Raw genomic sequence first — 21,174 nt, forward strand, 5'->3', positions numbered from 1 at the left:
CGATTCGCCCGCCCTGGCCACCGTGTCCGCGCTCCCCGTACGCGTGTCCGCGCGTCTCGCACGGCTGCCGGGCGCGTGCGGCGCGGACACGTGCGCACAGAGCGCGGACACGGGTCAGAGGGTCGTGAGTTCGGCGATCTGCCAGCGGCCACCGTTCTTCTCGGCCACCACGCGCAGCACGGCGGTGACCGGATCCTGCCGCGCCTGCTCGCCCTCGGCCAGCGTCTGCTGGCCGAGGAAGACGAGGACACGTGCGGTGTCGCCGCGCAGCTCCTTGACCCCGATCGAGCGAACGGTCGTGGTGTGCACCAGCCGCTTGCGCACGGCCTGCTCCCTGGCCGCGGCGAACCGCTCGCGGTACTGGCCGACCGCCTTGCCGACGAGCACCCGCTCCGCGGCCCGTTCGGTGCGCGCCAGGTTGTTGTAGTCGTAGGAGAAGACCGCCTTCAGGCCCGCGCCGACCTGGTCGGTGACCTCGCGGGTCGCCGCCTCGTCGGCGAGGGCCACGTTGCCGCCGGGCTCCCGCAGCCGTGAGGCCTCCAGCCCGGCCCACACCGCGGCCCCGATCCCGAGCACGACGACCGCCGCGAGCGCCGCCAGCACCGTCGCACGCCTGCCCTGCGCCGCACGTTCGCTCATGGCCCGGCCGCCTGGACGTCACTCACCTTCCAGCCCCGCTCGGTTCGCTCCGCCGCCACAGTCAGGCGGCTGCGGTGTTCCGCGGGCGGGTCCCCGTGCGCGCTCACCCGGACGTCGAGGACCGCGCCAAGCCGCGCCGTGCCCGCCTCGTGGTCCAGCTCGGTGACCGCCGCGTCCAGCAGCGTCGCGGTCGCCACGGTCTTCGTGCCCTCGGCACGGTCGAGCTGCAACTGGCGGTCACCGGACAGGTCCGCACCGAGCCGGCCGGTGCTCACCTCGACCCACCGGTCGACGTCCGCGGCCGCGGTGCGGTGGTCGATGGTGTGCAGCGCCACCAGCGCGTCCGACACCGCCGCCAGCACCGCGTCGCGCTCCCCCGCGACCGCGAGCCCCTCGTCCTGCGCGGCACTCCACCACGACCAGCCGGACCAGCCCGCCGCGAGCACGGCGAGCACGGCCAGCGTGGCGAGCACCCTCATTCCGGCAACCCCAGCAGCCGGCCGACGTCCACCGGCCCCGATCCGGTCGCCAGTCCGAGCACACCGGGCAGGGTGTCCTGCCGTGGCTCGCCGTGCGGCGACGGCGGCTGCTGCTGCTCGGCCGCGGTAGGCACGTCCACCGGGTTGCCCGCGTACGGCGCGTTCTGCGCCCCGCGCACGCCGATCGGGCTGCCCGGCGGCTCGGCGCAGTAGGCGCCGGTGTTGGGCGGTGCCTCGCTGGTGTCGTTGGCGGGGCGCTGCCGGGTGCCCTCGTAGCCCTTGGTGCACGAGGGCGGGTCGAACAGGTTGAGAACGAACCCGAGATGCCCCTCGCCGTTGGACGTCACCGAGCGGGTGAACGCGGAGATCACCGGGTAGGCGACGAGCAGTTGCTCGATCGCGTCCGTGCGGGCCGTGGTGATCCGCGAGGTGGTCAGCAGGTTGGCGAGCACCACTCCCGCGTCCGTTCCCGACTCGGCCAGCACGCTGCTGACCTCACGGCTGAGCTTCGGTGCCTCGTCGATCACCGTGCGCAGGTCGGGATCGGCCGCCTTCAGCCGTTCCGCGATCGTGCGCAGCCCGCCGGCCAGTGCGGTGATGTCGTCGGCCTGCCGTTGCTGGGTGTCCAGCACGATCCGGCCGTCGGAGAGCAGCGCCCTGGTCTGCGGCAGGTTCTCGGTCGCCGTTTCCGTGAACGAGCCCGCGGTGTCGAGCAGCTCACCCAGATCCGGCCCGGCGTCGGCGAACGCCTCGTAGGTCTCGTCGACGACGGTGCGCAGCGACTCGGTGTCCACACTGGTCACCAGCCGGTCCAGGTTGGACAGCACGGTGTCCGGCGACAGCGGGATCGACGTCCGCTGCTGCTCGATCACCGAGCCCTCCGACAGGTACGGGCCGTTCTCGTGCTCCGGCACCAGGTCGACATATTGCTCACCCACCGCCGACCGGTTCGCCACCACCGCCCCGGTGTCCGCCGGGATCGGCGGGGAATCCGAGTCGATGTCCAGGGTGAGCTCGACACCGCGCTCGGTGAGGTTCATCTCCGCGACCTTGCCGACCGCAACCCCGCGGTAGGTGACCTCCGCGTTGACGAAGATGCCGCCGGAGTCGCGCAGCTGCGCGAGCACCGCGTAGCCGCGGGTTCCGAACAGCCGGTCGAGCCCGGCGTAGTTGCCGCCGGCGTAGACCACGGACGCCACGGCGATCACCAGGAACGCGAGCAGCTTGAGCCGGTGCTTTCCGGAGAGCATCAGCCACCTCCGAGCAGGCTGCCGAGCAGGCCGCCGAGCCCACGGGAGTCCCCCGCCGGCGGCTCGGTCCGCGGCAGCGGCAGCGCCGGGGCGGGCGAGCCGCCGGGGTCGGAGTCGAGCGGCAGCGGGTTCAGCGTGTCGGCGAGGTCGGGAGGCGGCTGGAGCGGCGGCTGCGACGAGCTGGTGAAGTTCTGCACCAGCGAGTCGAGGTTCAGGTCGACACGGGCGGTCACGTTCGCGTAGTCGCCCTTGATCACGGCGCCCGCCACGTCCGGGAACGGGTAGGTCGGCAGAATCTGCAGGGCGATCGGCAGGTTCTCGCCCGCCTCGGCGAGCTTGCGCAGCGTGGGTTGCAGCGCACGCAGGTTGCCGATGAGCTCGTCGCGGCTCTGCCGCACCGTGTCGACGGCCACGCCGGACAGCGAGTCGAGCGCCTGCAGCATCCCGACGAGCTGATCGCGCTGCGCGGTGACGATCCGCAGCCCCGGCGCCAGGTTGTCGAGCGCGTTGTTGAGATCGCCGGTCTGCGCGACGAGTGTGCTGGAGAGCCGGTTCAGCCCGTCGATCGCGCGGACGATCTCGCCCTTCTGGCCGTCCAGCTCGGTGGCGAGCTCGTCCACTCTGGACAGTAGCGCACGGATGTCCGCCTCGTTGCCGGACAGCGCGCTGTTGAGTTCCCGGACGATGTTCTGCAGCTGGTCGATGCCGCCACCGTTGAGCAGCAGCGACAGCGCGCCGAGCACCTCCTCCACCTCGGCGTTGCGATTCGTGCGCGCGAGCGGGATCTCCGCGCCGTCACTGAGCCGGCCGCTCGCCGGCTCCCCGGCCGGCTCCCGCAGCTCGACGAACTTCTCGCCGAGCAGGCTCGACTGGCGCAGCTCGGCCGCCGCGTTCGCGGGCAGTGCCACGTCCCCGTTGACGATCATGGTGACGATCGCCGACTTCGTGTCCTCGGCGAGCTCCACCTTCTCGACCCTGCCCACCGGGACGTCGTTCACCTTGACCCCGGCCTGCGGCACCAGGTCCAGCACGTCGGAGAACCGCGCGGTGATCCGGTACGGGTGCTCGCCGATGTCGGCACCGCCCGGCAGCGGCGCGTTGTAGAGCCCGGAGAACCCGCCGTCCCCGCAGCCGGCGAGCAGCAGGACGCTCGCCATCAGGGCCACCGCCAGCCGCCTCATCGGCCACCGTCCAGCGGCGTGGTGAGCAGGTCCACGAGCGGAAGCGGCAGGGGCGGCAACTCGCCCCGCTGCAGCGACGACAGGGTCTGCGGCAGCGATGGCAGCTTCAGCGTGCCGTCGAGCACCGGGGCCAGCGACTCGCACAGCGCCCCGAGCGCGTCGGGCAGCTGGGCCGGGGTGCCCGCGCTCACCAGCCGGCACAGGGTCTGCACCAGCGGGTGGGCGATCTCGTTGGCGTTGTAGCGCACCTGGATGCTGCCGGACGCCGCGTCGTAGGTGTTGATGAAGTTCGTCATGCCGGTGGGCCCGACGTCGAGTATCTCGGCCAGCGCGGCCCGCTGATCCACCAGCACGCCCGTGATGCCGGCCAGCTTGTCGAGGTTGTCCGAGAGCAGCTCCCGGTTCTCGCTGACGAACTGCTGTACGTCGCCGAGCGAGCCGCCCAGTTCGGACAGTGCGGCGGACACCTCGGCGGAGTCCTCCGCGAGGAAACCCGCGACGTCGGCCAGCCGGTCGTAGAACTCGTTCAGCTGCGTGTCGCTCCTGGCGAGCATCGTGGTGAACGACTGCAGGTTGCGCACGGTGGCGAACAGGTCGCCCTTCGACCCTTCGAGCGTGCGGGACAGCTCGGCGAGGTCGGCGACGGTGTCGTTGAGGTTGCGCCCGTTGCCCTCCAGGTTGGCGGCCGCCGTGTCCAGCACGTCCGACAGTGCGCCGGAGGAGTTGGCGCCGTCCGGGCCGAGGCTGGTCGAAAGCTCGTTCAGGCTGTTGTAGAGGTCGTCGAGCTCCACCGGGGTGGCGGTGCGTTCCTTCGGGATCACCGCGCCGGTCTCCAGGACAGGGCCCGTGTCGTAGGCCGGGGTCAGCTGCACGTACCGGTCACTGACCAGGCTCGGCGCCACCACCACGGCACCGGCGTCGGCGGGCAGCTGCACCCCGGGGTCGAGGCTCATGTCGACACGAACCGCGCCGCCCTGCGGGGTCACCGCGGTGATCTCGCCGACGTCGATGCCGAGCACTCGCACGGACGAACCCTCGTAGAGCCCGACCGTCTTGCCGAAGTACGCGCTCAACCGCGGCCCGCCGGAGTCCCGCAGCACCCACCACATGCCGGTGGCGAGTACGAGCACGGCCACGCAGGCCAGCGCGAACCAGCTGTAGAGGCTGCGTTCCGTCCGCGTCTTGATCGTCACGGGTTGTCCACCCCCTGGTTCTCCGCGGCGACGGGCGGCGAGCAACCCTCGGGGTTGATCTGCACCCCGCCCGCGGTGATCACCGGCGGCAGCAGGCCGCAGATGTAGCCCTCGAACCAGCGCCCGTTGCCGGTCGCGTTCGCGCCGATCCGGGTGAACGGTGCGAGCAGTTCGAGGCTGCGGTTGAGGTTGTCCTGGTTTCGCTGCAGCAGGTCCGTGACGGTGCCGAGCTGCCGCAGCGTCGGCGCGAGCTGCTCCCGGTTGTCGGCGACCAGCCCCGACAGCTCCGCCGACAGCCGCCGGGTGCCGCTCAGCAGCGCGTCGATCGCCTGCTCGCGGCTCTGCAGCTCCGACAGCAGCAGGTTGCCGTCCTCGATCACCTGCCGCAGCTGGGTGTTGCGGTCGGACAGCGTCTTCGACACCTGGCTGGTGTTGGACAGCAGTCGCGCCAGTTCGTCGTCGCGCGAGGACACCGTGCGCGCCAGCGCGGACAGACCGTTCAGGGCGTCCTTCATGTGCTGCGGGGTGTCGCGCAGGCTTTCGGAGATCACGTCGAAGCTCCGCGCGAGCTGGTCGGTGTCGATGTCGCCGACGGTCCCGGTGAGGTCGGTGAACACGTCCTGGATCTCGTAAGGGGAGCTGGTGCGTTCGAGCGGGATCGGCTCGTCCGGGTTCTGCGTGCCCTCACCGCGGGGCCGCAGCGCGAGGAACTTCTCGCCCATCAGGGTCTTGATCTCGATGGCGGCCGTGCTCGCCTCCCCGACCCTTGTTCCCTCCACCGTGAACGTGACCAGCACCTTCTTGCCGTCCAGCACGGCGTCGTCCACCTCGCCGACCTTCACCCCGGCCACCTGCACCTCGTTACCGGGCGCGAGCCCCGCCGACTCGGCGAAGCGCGCGGAGTAGGTGGTGCCGTTACCGAGCAGTGGCAGGTCGTCGGAGTAGTACACGGTCAGCGTGACGAGCACGACGAGCACGAGCGTCACCGCGCCGACGGTGGCCTGGTTCCTTTCCCTGAGGGGTTTCATGAGGTCTTGCACCTCTCCGGCTGCTCGGTCGCGGGAAGCGGCAGCCACGGCATCGTGATGTTCAGCGACGAGACGCCGATCGTGCCGGTGAGCCCGCAGAGGTAGTAGTTGAACCAGCTCCCGTAGCTCAGCGTTCGAGTGAACTTCTCCAGATTGCTCGGCATGACCTGGAGCAGGTGTTCGAGCAGCTCCTCGGAATCGGCCAGGTTGCCCGACAGTTCGCCGAGCGCGGCAATGTCCTGCTTCAGCGGCGGCCGCGCGTCGGTGAGCAGTCCCGCGGTGGTGTCGGTCAGCTCACCGAGTGCCGAAACGGCGTCGCCGATCGGCTTCCGCTGCTCGGCCAGGCCGGTCACGAGCTGCTGGGTCGCGTCGATCAGCTCACCGACGCGGGGGCCGCGTTCGTTGATCGTGCCGAGCACCTGGTTGAGGTTGCCGATGACCTGGCCGATCACCTCGTCCTTGTCCGCGAGCGTCGACGTGACGGACGCCGTGTGCGCGAGCAGGCTGCGGATCGTGCCGCCCTCCCCCTGAAGCACCTGGATGATCTCGTAGGACAGCTGGTTGACCTCCTTCGGGTTCAGTGCCTCGAACAGTGGCTTGAACCCGTTGAACAGCACCGTGAGGTTGAGCGCGGGCTGGGTGCGCTCGACGGGGATCTGCGCGCCCGCCGCCAGCTTCTCCTCGCCCGCGACGTCGGTGCCGAGCGAGAGGTAGCGCTGGCCGATCAGGTTGCGGTACTTGACGGTGGCGGTCACGTCGGCAGGCAGGCTGCGCACCGACTCGACCTGGAAGTGGACCTCGGCGAGGTGGTCCTCGGTGACCGTGATCAGGTCGACCTGGCCCACCTTCACGCCGACGATGCGGACGTCGTCGCCTTCGCGCAGCCCCGAGACGTCGGTGAACAGCGCGGTGTAGCCGGAGGCCGGGCCGAAGTTGGTGTTCGCGATCGTCGCTCCCAGCACGGCCGTGAGCAGCACGGTGACCGCGGCGAAGACCCCGATCTTGAGCAGTGGCGGCCAGATCGATCTCATTGTTCCCCGGGATTTCACGCGCACCCGCCGTGCCGCCCGATCCGCTGGTTCTCGATCGGTCATCCGAGCGTCACCTCCGCTCCGCGGTAGAGCGGGCCGACCAGCAGGCTGGCCCAGCCCGGCGTCTCCTCCGGGGCCAGCCCGGTCTGCGGCGCGGTCAGTGCGGCGATGAGCCGCTGTTCGGGGGCGGAGTTCGCCAACGACGGCACTCCGGCGGTGGTGGAGCCACCGCCGTAGCCCGCCTGCTTCGGCGGAGCCGGATGCGTCGAACCGTCCTGGATCGGACCGCCGGGCGGGTACTGCGGGAACGCGCCCGGCGGCTCCACCTGCTCGTAGCAGCGCGGTCCACGCTTGTCGTCGTAGCGGGGCTCGTCGACGCCGGGAAGGTACTTGCCCCGGCTGGCGGTGATGCGGATGGTCACGTGGTTCATCTCGTCGGTGCCCTTGCCGAACGCCCTCTCGGCGCGGGGGACCGCCTCTGCGAGCTGGCGCAGCAGGCAGGGGTACTCCGGCGCGTACTTCGCCAGCACGTCGAGGGTCGGCTGCGCCGTCGTCGTGAGTGCGATCAGGTTGTCCTTGTTGACCTGGAGGAAGCGGTCGAGGTCGACCGAGGCGGTGGTCACGCTCGCGTAGAGATCGGTGAGGTCGCGCTGTTTCTCGACGATGGTGCGGGTCGTGGTGGTGAGATCGGAAAGCGCGCGCAGGAAGTCCGGTGCGGCGCTGTTGTAGGTGCCCGTCACGTTCGCCAGCCCGGTGATGTCGGCCTCAAGGTCCGGCAGCGAAGGGTTCAGCTCCCCGAGATAGTCGGACAGCTGCACGAGCGTGTCGCCGAACTGCTCGCCTCGCCCGTCCAGCGCCGTCGACACCGCGTTGAGGGTGCTGGCCAGCTTCTGCGGCTGCACCGAGCGCAGCAGCGGCAGCACGTCACCGAGCGCCCGTTCCAGCTCGATGGCGGAGCTGCTGCGGTCCTGGCCGATCACGTCGCCGGCGGCGATGTGCTCGGGGGCAGGTGTCTCCGGCACCTGCAGCGCGACGTAGCGCTCGCCGAACAGCGTCTTGGGCAGCAGCCGCGCCGACACGTTTGCCGGGATCACGTCCACCTTGTCCGGCTGCAGGGCGAGCTCGAGGTGCGCGCCGTCCCCGGTGGTGCCGATCGTGCGCACCTCACCGACCACCATGCCGCGGACCTTCACGTCGGCGCCCTCGCGCATCTGGTTGCCGACCCGGTCGGTCTCCAGCCGCACGCCGACGTAGGAGACGAACTGCTTGTTGTAGACGGCCACGCAGGTGAGCACGAACAGGGCGGCGACCAGCAGGAACGCCAGGCCGAGGACCTGGTGCCGGAGACGCCGCAACAGCTCGGCCCTGCCCGGGGTCATCCGGAGATCCGTACGGTCGTCGAGGAGCCCCAGATGGCGAGGCTGAGGAAGAAGTCGATGACGACGATCAGCACGATCGACGTCCGCACCGCCCGGCCGACCGCGATGCCCACCCCGGCGGGACCGCCGCTGGCGGTGTAGCCGTAGTAGCAGTGCGACAGGATCACCAGCGCGCTGAACACGACCACCTTGAGGAACGACCAGAGGACGTCCTCCGGCGGCAGGAACAGGTTGAAGTAGTGGTCGTAGGTGCCCGCCGACTGGCCGTAGAACCAGACGGTGATCTGCCGCGAGGCCAGGTACGACGAGAGCAGCCCGACCGCGTACAGCGGGATGACCGCGGTGATCCCGGCCAGGACCCGGGTGGTGACCAGGTAGGGCAGGCTCGGCACGCCCATCACCTCCAGCGCGTCGATCTCCTCCGAGATCCGCATCGCGCCGAGCTGCGCGGTGAACCCGCAGCCGACCGTCGCCGACAGCGCGAGCCCGGCCGAAAGCGGCGCCACCTCGCGGGTGTTGAAGTAGGCCGAGATGAACCCGGTGAGCGCGGCCGTACCGAGCTGGTTCAGCGCGGAGTAGCCCTGCAGGCCGACGATGAGGCCGGTGAACAGGGTCATCCCGATCATCACGCCGAGCGTTCCGCCGATCACCGCGAGCGCACCGGTGCCGAAACTGACCTCGGTCAGCAGCCGCAGGATCTCCCTGCTGTAGCGGCGCACCGTGCGCGGAGCCCAGGCCAGCGCCCGGAAGTAGAAGGAGAGCTGCTTGCCGAAACCCTCGAGGCTCGCACCGGGGCGGGCGATGATCTCCAGGGTCCGGTCGGTCACTCGCTCCTCGGTGGCCATCACAACGCCTTCGGGGGAACGATCTGCAGGTAGATCGCGGTCAGCACGACGTTGATGAGGAACAGCAGCAGGAACGTGATGACGACCGCCTGGTTGACGGCGTCGCCGACCCCCTTCGGTCCGCCCGCCGGGTTCAGCCCTCTGAACGCGGCGACGACCCCGGCGACGAAGCCGTACAGGAATGCCTTGATCTCGCTGACCCACAGGTCCGGCAGCTGCGCGAGCGCGTTGAAGCTGGCCAGGTAGGCGCCCGGGGTGCCGCCCTGCATGACGACGTTGAAGAAGTACCCGCCGAGCACGCCGACCACACTGACCAGGCCGTTGAGCAGGACCGAGACGACGATCGCGGCCAGCACCCTCGGCACGATGAGCCGCTGGATCGGGTTGACGCCCAGTACCTCCATGGCGTCGATCTCCTCGCGGATCTTGCGCGCGCCGATGTCCGCGCAAACCGCACTGCCCCCGGCACCGGCCACCAGCAGTGCGGTGATCAGCGGGCTGGCCTGCTGAACGATCGCGAGCGCGCTGGCCGCGCCGGTGAACGACTGCGCACCGATCTGCTGGGTCAGCGAGCCGAGCTGCAGCGCGATGACCGCGCCGAACGGGATCGCGACCAGTGCGGTCGGCAGGATCGTGACGCTGGCGAAGAACCAGCACTGCTCGATCCACTCCCTCGTCTGGAACGGCCGGCGCGGAATCGCGCGCAGCACCTCCCAGGCCAGCGTCGCGAGCCGGCCCACCTGGGTCAGCGCGGCGGTGCCTGGGAACGCGGGCCGCGCCGACTGCGCGGTCGAGCCCCGCTGTGCGCGCATCACACCTCCGCAGGCCGCCGGGTCGATCAGATCTTCAACGCATGGGTGGCGGTCGCGCCGCCGTCGGCGACGAACTCGCCGCCCGTGCAGTACGAGCTCTCGTCACTCGCGAGGAACAGTGCCACGTCCGCGATCTCCTCGGGCTGCCCGACACGGCGCAGCGCGAGTTTGCGGGCGATGCCGGAGAAGTCCACCTCGGCCCCTCCGGCGGCGTCCCGCACCATCTTGGTGTCGATCATCCCGGGATGCAGCGAGTTGACCCGGATGCCCTTCTCCCCCAGCTCGAGCGCGGCGACCTTCGTCATCCCCCGGATCGCGAACTTGCTCGCGGTGTAGGCGACGAGGAACGGCATACCGGCCAGCCCCTCCACAGAGGACACGTTGACGATCGACCCGCCACCGGCGGCGGACATCGGTTCAACGACCGAGCGCATCCCGAGAAACGCCCCGGTCTGGTTCACCCTGATCACCCGCTCGTAGTCCGCCAGCCTGGTCTGGGCGAGGGGGGCGAAGTGCAGCACACCGGCATTGTTGACCAGCACGTTCAGTGCGCCGAACTCGGCGACGGTGCGCTCGGTCGCCCGCGCCCAGTCGTCCTCGTCGGCCACGTCGAGGTGCACGTACCGCGCGGCCGAACCGAGCTCGTCGGCCAGCTCCTTGCCGTCGGTGTCGGTGATGTCGGCGATCATCACCTTCGCGCCCTCGGCCACGAAGCGGCGGGCCGCCGCCGCGCCCTGCCCGCGAGCGGCCCCCGTGATCAGGGCGACCTTGCCGTCCAGCCGGCCCGTGCCGCTCACATCATCTCCTCGGTCAGTGGCATGAACACGGACTTGAGCTCGGTGTAGGCCTCGAACGCGGTCCGCCCGCCTTCCCGGCCGAGCCCGGACTGCTTGAACCCGCCGAAGGGCAGGTGCGGTTCGATCTGGAAGCCGTTGATGCCCACCGTTCCGGCCCGGAGCCTGCGCGAGACGCGGAACGCCCGCTGCACGTCGGCGGTGAACAGCCCCGCGCCGAGACCGTACTCGGTGTCGTTGGCGAGCGCGATCGCCTCGTCCTCGTCGTCGAACGGCACGACCGCGAGCACGGGCCCGAAGATCTCCTCCTGGGCGATGGTGGCCGAGTTGTCCACGTCGGCGAAGATCGTCGGCGCCACGAAGTTGCCGCTGGCGAGGTCGCCGCCGAGGCGTTCGCCGCCGGTGACGAGGCGGCCCTCCTCCTTGCCCCGCTCGATGTAGCCGAGCACGCGCTCCAGCTGCCGCTCGTTGATGAGCGGGCTGGAGATCACGCCGGGATCGAAGGGGTCGCCGTAGGTGACCGCCGCGGCCATGCCCTGCGCGGCACCGAGGAACTCGTCGTAGACGTCCCGGTGGACCAGCGCGCGGGTGTTGGCCACGCAGGCCTGGCCGGACAGGCCCATGGTCACCGCGCCGACCACGGTGGCGGCGGCAAGGCCCACATTGGACGCGTCGCCGAACACCAGCGCCGGGCTCTTGCCGCCGAGCTCGAGCGATACGCGCTTGAGCGTGCCCGCGGACGCCTCCACGATGTGCTTGCCGACGGCTCTACTGCCGGTGAAGCTCACCTTGTCGACATCGGGATGGGTGATCATGGCCTCGCCGACGGGGTCGCCTGCACCCGTGACGACGTTGACGACGCCGTCCGGCACGCCCGCCTCGGCAAGCAGCTCGACCATGCGCAGGACCGAGAACGTGCAGTACTCCGACGGCTTGAGCACGATGGTGCAGCCCGCGGCGAGCGCGGGCGCCACCTTCTGCGCGAACAGCAGGAACGGCGCGTTCCACGGCAGGATCGCGGCGACCACGCCGATCGGCTCGCGGAAGGTCATCGCGAGGTGGTCGCCGCCCTGGTACGGCGGCAGGGTCTGCCCGCCGACCTTGTCCACCCATCCGGCGTGGTGGTCGAACACGTCGGCCGCGGCGCCGACCGAGGTCGCGTAGATGGAACCGAACGACAGCGGCACCGAGTTGTCGAGTGCCTGGAGTGCGCGGAGCTCATCGGCGTGCTTGCGGAGCAGGTCGGCGTAACGGTGCAGCACACCGATGCGGACCCCCGCCCGCGCATTCGGCCAGGTGCCCGAGTCGAAGGCGCGGCGAGCGGCCGCGACGGCGGCGGCCACGTCCGCGGCGCCGCCGCTGGCGAAGTCACCGACCGCCTCGCCCGTCGCGGGGTGGTGGTGGGTCCAGGTGGCGCCGTCGGCGGCCGGTCCCCACTGCCCGTCGATGTAGAGCTGGCCGGTCTTGAGCCCGACCGACTCACGGTGCGGCTGCACGGTCAACGTCATGACAAGGTTCTCCTCAAGGCAGGGAAAGGATCTCGGTGGCGGCGAACATGCGGTCGGGTTCCCGGTCGGCGAAGTAGCCGCCGACGCTCTCCGCGAGCCCGGCGGCGGTCCAGGTCCCGTCCGCGGTGTCGAACCTCCGCTCGACCTCCGGCGGTTTCAGCAGGGCGACCATGCCGCCGTGCACCACGAACACCTGGCCGGTGACCCGCTCCGCGGCGGGCGAGGCCAGGAACGCCACGAACGGCGCGACGTGATCCACCGACAGCGGGTCCGTGCCGTCCGCGGGCGCTTCGCCGAAGACGTTCTCGGTCATCGCGGTGCGGGCGCGGGGGCAGATGGCGTTGGCGCGAACGCCGTAGCGGCTCATCCCCCTCGCGGTGGCCACGGTGAGCGCGGCGATGCCCGCCTTGGCCGCCGCGTAGTTCGGCTGGCCCGCCGAACCGACGAGGAACGCCTCGGACGCGGTGTTGACGATCCGGCCGTAGGCCGGGCCACCCTCCATCTTGGACTGCTCGCGCCAGTGCGCGGACGCGGCCCTGGAGAGCAGGAAGTGCCCGCGCAGGTGCACGCGGATCACCGTGTCCCACTCATCGTCGGACATCGAGAACACCATGCGGTCGCGCAGCACCCCGGCGTTGTTGACGACGACGTGCAGGCCGCCGAAGTGCTCGGTGGCCGCGGCGAGCAGGGCGTCGGCGGTCGAACGCTCGGCGACGTCGCCGGTGACCGGCAGCGCCTTGCCGCCCGCGGCCTCGATCTCCTCCGCCACGGCCCCGGCCGCGTCGGAAACGTCGTTGACCACCACTGCGGCACCGGCGGTGGCGAGCGCGCGGGCCTCCGCCCGGCCGAGGCCCGCACCGGCGCCGGTGACGATCGCGACCCGGCCCGCCAGGCTGGTGGAGCTCACTCGAGTGTCACCACCTGGCGGATCACGTCGCTGCTGCCCTCGCGCAGCACACGCAGGCCGTCGTTGATCTCGGCGAAGCCGAGGCGGCGGGAGATCATGCCGTCGAGATCGAGCAGGCCCGCCCGCCAGAACCGGAGCATGCGCGCGGTGTCGCGGTGCACGTGCGCCGAGCCATAGAACGAGCCGAGGATCTTCTTGTCGTGCAGGAACAGCTCCTGCGCGCTGAACCGCACCATCGCGTCGCCCCGGCCGGCGCCGACGATCACGACCGAGCCACCGCGGCGGGCCTGGTCCCAGGCCGAGCGGATCGTCGCGGGCAGCCCGACGACATCGAAGGCGTGGTCGAAGCCCTCCGCCGCGGTCAGGCTCTGCTTGAGCTCCTCGAGCCCCTCCGGCGTGGTGGCTTGCGTGGCGCCGAACCGCCGGGCGATGTCGTGCTTGGCCTCCACCGGGTCGACCGCCACGATCGTCGTGGCACCGGCGATGCGGGCACCCTGGATGACCGAGATCCCGACACCGCCGCAGCCGATGATCACGACGGTGGAGCCGGGTTGCACCCGCGCGGTGTTCAGCACGGCCCCGACGCCGGTGAGCACCCCGCAGGCGATCAACGCCGCCGTCTCGAACGGCACGTCGGCGTCCACCTTGATGGCACCGGACGCGGGGACCACGACCTCCTCGGCGAACGTGCCGAGCCCGGCGTAGCCGAACAGCGGCGTGTCGCCCTGCTTGAAGCGCGGGGAGGTGAATGCCGCGATGGCGTGCACCGCGCAGAGGTTCGGCTCGCCGCGCAGGCAGCTCGGGCAACTCCCGCAGGGCGGGACGAAGGACACGGTGACGTGGTCGCCTGGCGCCAGGTGATCGACCCCCGCACCGACCGAGAGCACCTCCCCGGAACCCTCGTGGCCGATGACGCCAGGGGCGAGCGCGGGCAGCGTGCCGTCCATCGCGGACAGGTCGCTGTGGCAGATGCCCGAGGCGCGCACCCGGATCCGGACCTCGTGCGGCCCGGGGTCCACCGTCGTGACGTCATCGCGCAGTTCGAGCTTGTCGTCACCGATCGCGTTCAGTACGGCCGCTCTCATCCGATGCGCCTCCCAGAGGTCGCGCGGACCGCCGTTGGTCCGCGACTCACACCAAAGACTAGAATCTGTTCTCGTCTTCGGCAACCCTCATCTTGGGCGCCCTAGTCGGTGATGAGCAGGGCATTCTTCGGGCACGACGCGACAGCATGAGTAACACGTTCTAGTTCCCCCTCGGGAGGGTTCGGCTGGACGATACGCAGCTCCTCCTCGTCGTCCAGCTCGAAGACGGCGGGAGCGATCGCCACACACACCTCGTTGGCCTCGCACAGTGTCCGGTCGACCCTGACCTCCACGAACAGCACCTCGCTTTCCGGTCGGCTCCTCCAATAAAGTAGAACTTGTTCTACACTAGCGCCGCGGCCACACCCGACACCAGGTCAACGGCGAGCGGGAGGATCAGATGCGCATCGGTTACGCGCCCGAGCAGGAGCGGCTGCGAGAGGAGCTGCGGTCGTACTTCAGCGGGCTGATGACGCCCGAGCGGCGCGAGGCCCTGCGCGGTACCGGCGGCGAGTACGGGGACGGCTCGGCCTACAAGGAGATCGTGCGCGAGCTCGGCCGCGACGGCTGGCTCGCGCTGTGCTGGCCGAAGGCGTACGGCGGGCACGAGCGGACGATGCTCGACCAGCTCGTGTTCACCGACGAGGCGGCCGTCGCCGGAGTGCCGGTGCCGTTCCTGACCATCAACACCATCGGTCCGACGATCATGCGCTTCGGCACCGCGGAGCAGAAGGAGTTCTACCTGCCGAGGATCGCCGCCGGAAAGCTGCACTTCTCGATCGGCTACTCCGAGCCGGAGGCAGGCACCGACCTGGCCTCGCTGCGGACGCGGGCGGTGCGCGACGGTGAGGAGTACGTGATCAACGGGCAGAAGATGTGGACGAGCCTCATCGAGTACGCCGACTACGTCTGGCTCGCGGTACGCACCGATCCCGAGGCGCGCAAGCACAAGGGGCTGAGCATTCTCGTCGTGCCCACCTCGGCCGAGGGCTTCTCCTGGACCAAGGTCCGCACGGTCGCGGGCCCCGGCACCAGCGCGACCTACTACTCCGACGTGCGCGTCCCGGCGAGCGCCAGGGTCGCCGGGGAGAACGAGGGCTGGCCGCTGATCACCAACCAGCTCAACCACGAGCGCGTGGCGCTGACCTCGGCCGCACCCATCCGGCACGCGCTGTCCGAGGTGCGCGACTGGGCGCGGGAGACCAAGCTGGCCGACGGCAGCCGGGTGCTCGACGCCGAGTGGGTGCGGTTGCACCTGGCCCGCGTGCACGCCCATGCGGAGAACCTGAAGCTGCGCAACTGGAAGATCGCCTGGGCGGCGGCCGGGAACGAGCTCGGCCCTGCCGAGGCGTCGGCCACCAAGGTGTTCGGCACCGAACTCGCCACCGAGGCCTACCGCCTGCTGATGGAGGTGCTCGGCGCCGGCGCGGTGGTTCGCGAGGACTCCCCGGGGGCGCTGCTGCGCGGGCGCGTCGAACGCCTGCACCGCTCGTCGCTGATCCTCACCTTCGGCGGCGGCACCAACGAGGTGCAGCGCGACATCGTTGCCGCCACCGCACTCGGCCTGCCCGTCACCCGCTGATCCGGAAAGAGCGTGCCGATGGACTTCAACCACACCGAGGCGCAGCACGACCTCGCCCAGCTCACCCGCCGCATCGCGACCGACCAGGTCACCCCTGAGTCCCTTGGCGAACACGGCTCCGGTGGCTTCGACGGTGCACTGTGGACACAACTGGCCAAGGCGGGAGTGCTCGACGCCGCACTGCCCTCAGCGGTCGGCGGGGGCGGTTTCGGCCTGCTCGAACAGTGCGCGGTGCTCACCGAGCTGGGCCGCGCCGTCGCCCCGGTCCCCTACCTGCCGAGCATCACCATGGCCGCCGCCGCGCTCGCCGAGTTCGGCACCGGGGAGCAGCTCGAACGGTGGCTCGTGCCCACCGTGCGCGGCGACCGGGTGCTCGCCGTCGCGCTGCCCGACACCGGCACGCCCACCGGGTTCACCGCCGAGCGCACCGGCTCCGGCTGGCGGCTCTCCGGCGCGCAGACCGCGGTGCCCTTCGCCGCCTTCGCCGACGGCCTGCTCGTGCAGGCCGGCAGCACCGAAGGCGAGGTGGTGGTGCTGGTGGGCACCGATCACCCCGGGCTCACCGTGTCCCCGCAGCGGACCGTCGACCATGCCGACGCCGCACTGGTCGAGGCGGCCGATGTCGTGGTCGATCCCGGCGCCGTGTTCGGCACCGCCGTGGCGGAGTGGCTGCGGCTGCACGGGACCACCGGGCTGTGCGCGCAACAGCTCGGCGTACTGGAACGGGCACTGGAGCTGACGGCCGCCTATGCCGCCGAGCGCAGGCAGTTCGACCAGGCCATCGGCGGCTTCCAGGCGGTACGGCAGCGGCTGGCCGACGCCTACGTCGACGTCGAGGCCGTCCGGCTGACGCTCTGGCAGGCCGCGTGGCGGCTCTCCGCCGGGGAGGACGCCGCCGAGGAGGTCGCCACCGCGAAGTACTGGGCCGCCGAGGCCGGGCACCGGGTGGCGCACACCGCGGTGCACGTCCACGGCGGCGTGGGCATCGACGTCGACCATCCGGTGCACCGCTACTTCGTCGCGGCCAAGCGGCACGAGTTCACCTTCGGCGGCGCCACCGCGCAGCTCCGGCACCTCGGCGGGCTGCTGGCATGACCGGCGTGCCGACCGTCACCGACCTGCTGCTCGCGCGGGCGGGCGAGCAGCATCCCGGGCTGCTGTTCGAGGACGAGTCGTGGTCGTGGGCGGAGTGCGTCCTGGCGGGCGCCGAGCACGCCGCCGCACTGCGCGCACTGCTTCCTCCCGGTGCGCCGCCGCATGTCGGCGTGCTGGCCGACAACGTGCCCGCGTTCTCCTTCCTGCTCGGCGGCGCGGCGCTTTCCGGCAGCGTGCTGGCCGGACTGAACCCCACCCGGCGCGGCGAGGCGCTCGCCAGGGACGTCCGGCTCGCCGACTGCGCGCTCGTGCTGGCGGAGTCCCGGTACCTGCCGCTGCTGGCCGGGCTGGACCTCGGCGGCGCGCGGGTGCTCGACCTGGACGGCGCCGAGTGGGCGGAACGGCTCGCCGCCCACCGGGGCGCCGAGATCGCCCCCGTCGCCGCCGCTGCAGGCGACCTGCTGATGCTGATCTTCACCTCCGGCACGAGCGGCGCGCCGAAGGCGGTGCGCTGCACGCACGGCAAGATCGCCTTCCCCGGGCGGATGCTCGCCGAGCGTTTCGGTCTCTCCAGGGCGGGCACCGTGTACGTGTCGATGCCGATGTTCCACTCGAACGCGATCATGGCGGGCTGGTCGGTGGGACTGGCCGCCGGTGCCACGATCGCGCTGCGCCGCAGGTTCTCCGCGTCGGGCTTCCTGGCCGACGTGCGCCGGTTCGGCGCGACGTACGCCAACTACGTCGGCGCCCCGCTGTCCTACGTGCTCGCCACGCCGCCGCGGCCCGACGACGCCGACAACCCGCTGCGCATCGTGTACGGCAACGAGGGCGCCGAAGCCGACCTCGCCGCGTTCGGGCACCGTTTCGGCTGCCACGTCGTCGACGCGTTCGGCTCCACCGAGGGCGGTGTCGGGTTCGCCCGCACCCCGGACACGCCGAGCGGCTCGCTGGGCAGGCTCACCGAGGGCGTCGAGGTGCTGCACCCGGACACCGGGCTGCCCTGCCCGCCCGCCGAGTTCGCCGAGGACGGCACGCTGCGCAACGCCGCCGAGGCCGTCGGCGAGATCGTGAACACCTCCGGCACGGGCTGGTTCGCCGGGTACTACGGCGATCCGGAGGCCGACGCCGAGCGGGTGCGACAGGGCCGGTACTTCACCGGTGACCTGGCCTATGTCGACGCCGAAGGGTACTGCTACTTCGCCGGCCGCCGCGGGGACTGGCTGCGGGTCGACGGCGAGAACCTGGGCACGGCGCCCATCGAGCGGGTGCTGCTGCGGCATCCCCGTGTCGCCGACGCCGCCGTGTACGCGGTCCCCGGCCGGATCGGCGACCAGGTGATGGCCGCGCTGGTGCCCCGCCCTGAGGCCACGCTGACCCTCGCCGAGTTCGGCGACTTCCTGGCCGCGCAGCCCGACCTCGGACCGAGGCAGCTGCCGCGGTTCGTGCGAATTGTCAACGAACTACCGCGAACATCCACCTACAAGGTGCTGAAACGGGAGCTGTCGCGCGAGGGGCCGCACTGCTCCGATCCGGTATGGTGGCGCCCCGGCACGGAACCGATTTACGAACTACCGCCGTCGACTCGTGAGTGGCGACACGAGTTCTAACTCGGCTGAACACTCACGAGCGGTGACCAGGCACAACGCCGCGCCCGCCCGCTCAGTCGGGGGCCGCGTTGATCGGCCGCAGCCGGCGCGGGCCGGTGTCCGGGCGGCTCGGCGGCGGGCCGAGCACGATCCTGGCGTTGGTCACGAACGCGCCTTCCGGCGAGGCCAGGATCGGGTCGAGCGTCAGTGAGCGCACCTCGGGGTTGTCCTCGGCCAGCGCCGCCACCCGCAGCACCAGGTCCTGCAACGCGGCCAGATCGGCCGGTTCGTCCCCGCGGTAGCCGGTGAGCAGCGGCGCGGTCCTCGGCTCCCGCACCAGCGTCGCCGCGTCGACGTCGGTGAGCGGGACCGCCCGGAACGCCTGGTCGCCGAGCAGCGAGCTGACCACCCCGGAAAGCGCGAACCGCACCAGGCTGCCGAACGAGGGGTCGTCCTGCAGCCCGATCACGCAGGAAAGGCCCTTCGGCGCCATCCGCTGCACGTACACCTCGTCCCCGGCGGAGACCTCGCACACGTCCCGGTAGCTGACCCGGACCGAGTCCTCGGAGGTGAGGTCCAGCCGGACACCGGCGAGGTCCGGCCTGCCCCGCAGGCGCTCGTCGACGGCCTTGAGCGTCACCGGGTAGCCGAGTTCGGCTGCCGCGGCGGCTGCGTCGTCCGCGCTGGACACCACCCGGAACGGCACCACCTCGATGTCGTAGCAGCCGAGCAGCCGCAGCACCTGGTCGTCGGAGAGCGCCGCCACGTGCCCGTCCGCCTCCGCCAGCAGGTCGTGCACGATCCCCTGCGCGTGCTCGGTGTGGATGCCTCCTGGGCGCACGATCGTGCCCTGCGGCCGCTGCCGCCACGCCGCGTACCGCACCGTGCGGGCGAGCGCGTTCACGGCCCGCTCCGGGCTCGGATAGGAGGGGATGGAGCCGAACGTCGGGGCGCCGTCGTCGGAGAGCACGGCGAGCTCGGCGGGTACGCCCTCGGCGGCGAGGAACGTCGAGACGATCGGCTTCTCCCGCTGTTTGCCCTGCTCGACCACCGTCTCCCTGAGCGCCCGCGCGTAGGTGGCGCCGGGAATGGCGATCGGCGGGACGAACACCACGACCAGCGCGTCCACCTCCGGCGAGTTCAGTGCCTCGCCGACGGCGGCGGCGAACTCCTCCGGGCCTGCCTGCGAGCCGACATCGACCGGATCGTGCGCCAGCCGCAGCCCCTGTGCCCGCGCGGTGTCCGCGGCGAGCATCCCGATCGCGCTGGAGTTGCCGACGATCGCGATGCGCGAGCCGGACGGCAGCGGCTGGTGGGCGAACACCAGCGCGGTGTCGAACAGCTGCGCCAGCGAGTCCACGCGGACGACACCCGCCTGCTCGAACAGCGCCTGCACGCTCGCCTCATCGACCTCGACGGATGTCGCCGCGAGCTGCGCCCGTACCGCGTGCCTGCCCGACTTCACGGCGACGATCGGCTTGCTCCGCGCCAGCCTGCGCGCGAGCCGGGCGAACTTGCGCGGGTTGCCGAAGGACTCCAGGTACAGCAGCACGAGGTCGGTGTTCGGATCGGTCTCCCAGAACTGCAATAGGTCGTTGCCGGAGACGTCGGCCCGGTTGCCTGCCGAGACGAACGTGGACAACCCGAGCCCGCGGGCCTCGGCGTCGGCGAGGATCGCGATGCCGAGCGCGCCCGACTGGCAGAAGAAGCCGGTCCGCCCGCGTTTCGGCAGCCTCGGTGCGAGCGTGGCGTTCAGCCGCACCGCGGGATCGGTGTTCAGCACCCCGAGCGCGTTCGGGCCGACCACCCGCATGCCGTGGGCCCTGGCCTCCCCGACGAGCCGGAGTTCGGCGTGCAGGCCGTGCGACCCGGCCTCGGCGAACCCGCTCGACACGATCAGCAGGGTCTTGACGCCCTTCGCCAGCGCACCGTCGAGCACGGACTCGACCTGGTCCGCGGGCACCGCGACCACGGCGAGGTCCACCGCGTCCGGGATGTCGAGCACCGACCTGTACGCGCGCACGCCGCGCACCGACCGGTGCTCCGGGTTCACCGGGTAGACGGTGCCCGCGAAGTCCGCGGACAGCAGGTTGGTCAGCACCGCGTAGCCGATCTTGGCAGGCTCGGTGGACGCGCCGATGACGGCGACCGAGCCAGGGTGCAGCAGGTTGTGCACGCTGCGCGCCTCGGCGGCCTGCTCGCGGGCACGGGCCACGGCCAGCGACTCCTCGGTGGGATCGATGTCGAACTCCAGGTGCAGCACGCCCTCCTCGATCGCCCGGCTGACCTGGTAGCCGGCGTCGCGGAACACGTGGACCATGTGCGAGTTCTCGGCCAGCACCTCGGCGACGAAGCGGCGCAGCCCGCACTCCGACGCGGCGGCGGCCAGGTGCTCCAGCAGGATCGAGCCAAGCCCGCGCCCCTGGTGGGCGTCGTCCACGACGAAGGCCACCTCGGCCGATTCGGCGTCCAGGCGCTCGTAGCGGCCCACCGCGACGATGTCGTCCCCGAGCAGCGCCACGAACGCCACCCGGTCGTGGTGGTCGACGGTGGAGAACCGCTCGAGGTCCCGCGCCGGGATGCGCGGGTAGGCGCCGAAGTAGCGCAGGTACCGGGTGCGCTCGGAGAGCCTGCCGTGCAGTGCCACGAGCCCGTCGGCGTCGGTGGGCATGATCGGCCGGAGGTGGACGGTCCCGCCGTCGGAGAGCAGGACGTCGGCCTCCCAGTGCCGCGGGTAGTCGAACGGGTCGCGGGCCTGGGTACTGCTGTCGCTGGTCATG

19 protein-coding genes are annotated in these 21,174 nt (G+C 71.3%); 3 read left to right on the plus strand and 16 right to left on the minus strand.

From position 1 onward, the window contains the following. Positions 1-114: 114 nt before the first annotated feature. The 15 genes from JAP66_RS20130 to JAP66_RS20200 all read right to left on the minus strand — a co-directional run bounded on the left by JAP66_RS20130 (position 115) and on the right by JAP66_RS20200 (position 14,424). The gene (locus tag JAP66_RS20130; protein ID WP_199433345.1) at positions 115-639 is read right to left on the minus strand and encodes a hypothetical protein; all 525 of its coding nucleotides are present in this window, start codon (positions 637-639) and stop codon (positions 115-117) included. Continuing rightward, entirely contained in the window at positions 636-1,118 is a 483-nt protein-coding gene (locus JAP66_RS20135) for an Rv1363c family protein (RefSeq protein WP_199433346.1), read from the minus strand. Before JAP66_RS20135 ends, JAP66_RS20130 begins: the two co-directional genes overlap by 4 nt. Beyond that, complete coding sequence (locus JAP66_RS20140; protein ID WP_199433347.1) at positions 1,115-2,368, minus strand: MCE family protein; 1,254 nt, start codon at positions 2,366-2,368, stop codon at positions 1,115-1,117. Before JAP66_RS20140 ends, JAP66_RS20135 begins: the two co-directional genes overlap by 4 nt. Next, positions 2,368-3,549 (minus strand): MCE family protein, encoded by a 1,182-nt coding sequence (locus JAP66_RS20145; protein ID WP_199433348.1) that lies wholly within the window; start codon positions 3,547-3,549, stop codon positions 2,368-2,370. Before JAP66_RS20145 ends, JAP66_RS20140 begins: the two co-directional genes overlap by 1 nt. Continuing rightward, positions 3,546-4,742: an MCE family protein gene (locus JAP66_RS20150; protein ID WP_199433349.1), complete on the minus strand. Its 1,197-nt coding sequence runs from the start codon at positions 4,740-4,742 to the stop codon at positions 3,546-3,548. Before JAP66_RS20150 ends, JAP66_RS20145 begins: the two co-directional genes overlap by 4 nt. After that, complete coding sequence (locus tag JAP66_RS20155) at positions 4,739-5,770, minus strand: MCE family protein (protein ID WP_199433350.1); 1,032 nt, start codon at positions 5,768-5,770, stop codon at positions 4,739-4,741. The genes JAP66_RS20150 and JAP66_RS20155 overlap by 4 nt, the downstream gene beginning before the upstream one ends. Next, positions 5,767-6,801 carry an MCE family protein gene (locus JAP66_RS20160; RefSeq protein ID WP_199433351.1) on the minus strand — a complete coding sequence of 345 codons (1,035 nt, stop codon included), beginning with the start codon at positions 6,799-6,801 and terminating at the stop codon, positions 5,767-5,769. Before JAP66_RS20160 ends, JAP66_RS20155 begins: the two co-directional genes overlap by 4 nt. A gap of 59 nt (positions 6,802-6,860) precedes the next feature. Beyond that, positions 6,861-8,180: an MCE family protein gene (locus JAP66_RS20165; RefSeq protein WP_199433352.1), complete on the minus strand. Its 1,320-nt coding sequence runs from the start codon at positions 8,178-8,180 to the stop codon at positions 6,861-6,863. Further along, on the minus strand, positions 8,177-9,025 hold the full coding sequence (locus JAP66_RS20170) for an MlaE family ABC transporter permease (protein ID WP_199433353.1): 849 nt from the start codon (positions 9,023-9,025) through the stop codon (positions 8,177-8,179). Before JAP66_RS20170 ends, JAP66_RS20165 begins: the two co-directional genes overlap by 4 nt. Then, positions 9,025-9,837 (minus strand): MlaE family ABC transporter permease, encoded by an 813-nt coding sequence (locus JAP66_RS20175; RefSeq protein WP_199433354.1) that lies wholly within the window; start codon positions 9,835-9,837, stop codon positions 9,025-9,027. Before JAP66_RS20175 ends, JAP66_RS20170 begins: the two co-directional genes overlap by 1 nt. 26 nt (positions 9,838-9,863) lie before the next feature. Beyond that, on the minus strand, positions 9,864-10,634 hold the full coding sequence (locus JAP66_RS20180; protein WP_199433355.1) for a glucose 1-dehydrogenase: 771 nt from the start codon (positions 10,632-10,634) through the stop codon (positions 9,864-9,866). Next, positions 10,631-12,139, minus strand: a complete 1,509-nt coding sequence (locus JAP66_RS20185; RefSeq protein ID WP_199433356.1) for an aldehyde dehydrogenase family protein — start codon at positions 12,137-12,139, stop codon at positions 10,631-10,633. Before JAP66_RS20185 ends, JAP66_RS20180 begins: the two co-directional genes overlap by 4 nt. Before the next feature lie 13 nt (positions 12,140-12,152). After that, positions 12,153-13,046, minus strand: coding sequence for a 3-oxoacyl-ACP reductase (locus JAP66_RS20190; protein ID WP_199433357.1), 894 nt, complete (start codon positions 13,044-13,046; stop codon positions 12,153-12,155). Continuing rightward, positions 13,043-14,131 carry a Zn-dependent alcohol dehydrogenase gene (locus JAP66_RS20195; protein WP_199433358.1) on the minus strand — a complete coding sequence of 363 codons (1,089 nt, stop codon included), beginning with the start codon at positions 14,129-14,131 and terminating at the stop codon, positions 13,043-13,045. Before JAP66_RS20195 ends, JAP66_RS20190 begins: the two co-directional genes overlap by 4 nt. Positions 14,132-14,232: 101 nt before the next feature. Next, complete coding sequence (locus JAP66_RS20200) at positions 14,233-14,424, minus strand: ferredoxin (RefSeq protein ID WP_199433359.1); 192 nt, start codon at positions 14,422-14,424, stop codon at positions 14,233-14,235. A 107-nt stretch (positions 14,425-14,531) separates the two neighbouring features. Here JAP66_RS20200 and JAP66_RS20205 point away from each other — a divergent pair, with 107 nt between their 5' ends. The 3 genes from JAP66_RS20205 to JAP66_RS20215 are packed head-to-tail and all read left to right on the plus strand — an operon-like array spanning position 14,532 to position 18,415. Then, the gene (locus tag JAP66_RS20205; RefSeq protein ID WP_199433360.1) at positions 14,532-15,713 is read left to right on the plus strand and encodes an acyl-CoA dehydrogenase family protein; all 1,182 of its coding nucleotides are present in this window, start codon (positions 14,532-14,534) and stop codon (positions 15,711-15,713) included. 18 nt (positions 15,714-15,731) lie between these two features. Continuing rightward, entirely contained in the window at positions 15,732-16,808 is a 1,077-nt protein-coding gene (locus JAP66_RS20210; protein WP_199433361.1) for an acyl-CoA dehydrogenase family protein, read from the plus strand. After that, entirely contained in the window at positions 16,805-18,415 is a 1,611-nt protein-coding gene (locus JAP66_RS20215; protein WP_199433362.1) for a long-chain-fatty-acid--CoA ligase, read from the plus strand. The genes JAP66_RS20210 and JAP66_RS20215 overlap by 4 nt, the downstream gene beginning before the upstream one ends. Positions 18,416-18,467: 52 nt before the next feature. Here JAP66_RS20215 and JAP66_RS20220 read toward each other — a convergent pair whose 3' ends face one another. Then, positions 18,468-21,173, minus strand: coding sequence for a bifunctional acetate--CoA ligase family protein/GNAT family N-acetyltransferase (locus tag JAP66_RS20220; protein WP_199433363.1), 2,706 nt, complete (start codon positions 21,171-21,173; stop codon positions 18,468-18,470). Between the last annotated feature and the right edge of the window lies 1 nt (position 21,174).

It is taken from the genome of Qaidamihabitans albus, from assembly GCF_016464705.1.
Classification (GTDB): domain Bacteria; phylum Actinomycetota; class Actinomycetes; order Mycobacteriales; family Pseudonocardiaceae; genus Qaidamihabitans; species Qaidamihabitans albus.

Excerpts from the sequence above, each read along its gene's own strand:
- JAP66_RS20140 (WP_199433347.1), bottom strand. The coding sequence starts at position 2,368 with ATGCTCTCCGGAAAGCACCGGCTCAAGCTGCTCGCGTTCCTGGTGATC.
- JAP66_RS20205 (WP_199433360.1), top strand. The coding sequence starts at position 14,532 with ATGCGCATCGGTTACGCGCCCGAGCAGGAGCGGCTGCGAGAGGAGCTG.
- JAP66_RS20160 (WP_199433351.1), bottom strand. The coding sequence starts at position 6,801 with ATGAGATCGATCTGGCCGCCACTGCTCAAGATCGGGGTCTTCGCCGCG.
- JAP66_RS20170 (WP_199433353.1), bottom strand. The coding sequence starts at position 9,025 with ATGGCCACCGAGGAGCGAGTGACCGACCGGACCCTGGAGATCATCGCC.
- JAP66_RS20195 (WP_199433358.1), bottom strand. The coding sequence starts at position 14,131 with ATGAGAGCGGCCGTACTGAACGCGATCGGTGACGACAAGCTCGAACTG.
- JAP66_RS20220 (WP_199433363.1), bottom strand. The coding sequence starts at position 21,173 with ATGACCAGCGACAGCAGTACCCAGGCCCGCGACCCGTTCGACTACCCG.
- JAP66_RS20165 (WP_199433352.1), bottom strand. The coding sequence starts at position 8,180 with ATGACCCCGGGCAGGGCCGAGCTGTTGCGGCGTCTCCGGCACCAGGTC.
- JAP66_RS20175 (WP_199433354.1), bottom strand. The coding sequence starts at position 9,837 with ATGCGCGCACAGCGGGGCTCGACCGCGCAGTCGGCGCGGCCCGCGTTC.
- JAP66_RS20145 (WP_199433348.1), bottom strand. The coding sequence starts at position 3,549 with ATGAGGCGGCTGGCGGTGGCCCTGATGGCGAGCGTCCTGCTGCTCGCC.
- JAP66_RS20130 (WP_199433345.1), bottom strand. The coding sequence starts at position 639 with ATGAGCGAACGTGCGGCGCAGGGCAGGCGTGCGACGGTGCTGGCGGCG.
- JAP66_RS20135 (WP_199433346.1), bottom strand. The coding sequence starts at position 1,118 with ATGAGGGTGCTCGCCACGCTGGCCGTGCTCGCCGTGCTCGCGGCGGGC.
- JAP66_RS20155 (WP_199433350.1), bottom strand. The coding sequence starts at position 5,770 with ATGAAACCCCTCAGGGAAAGGAACCAGGCCACCGTCGGCGCGGTGACG.
- JAP66_RS20215 (WP_199433362.1), top strand. The coding sequence starts at position 16,805 with ATGACCGGCGTGCCGACCGTCACCGACCTGCTGCTCGCGCGGGCGGGC.
- JAP66_RS20185 (WP_199433356.1), bottom strand. The coding sequence starts at position 12,139 with ATGACGTTGACCGTGCAGCCGCACCGTGAGTCGGTCGGGCTCAAGACC.
- JAP66_RS20210 (WP_199433361.1), top strand. The coding sequence starts at position 15,732 with ATGGACTTCAACCACACCGAGGCGCAGCACGACCTCGCCCAGCTCACC.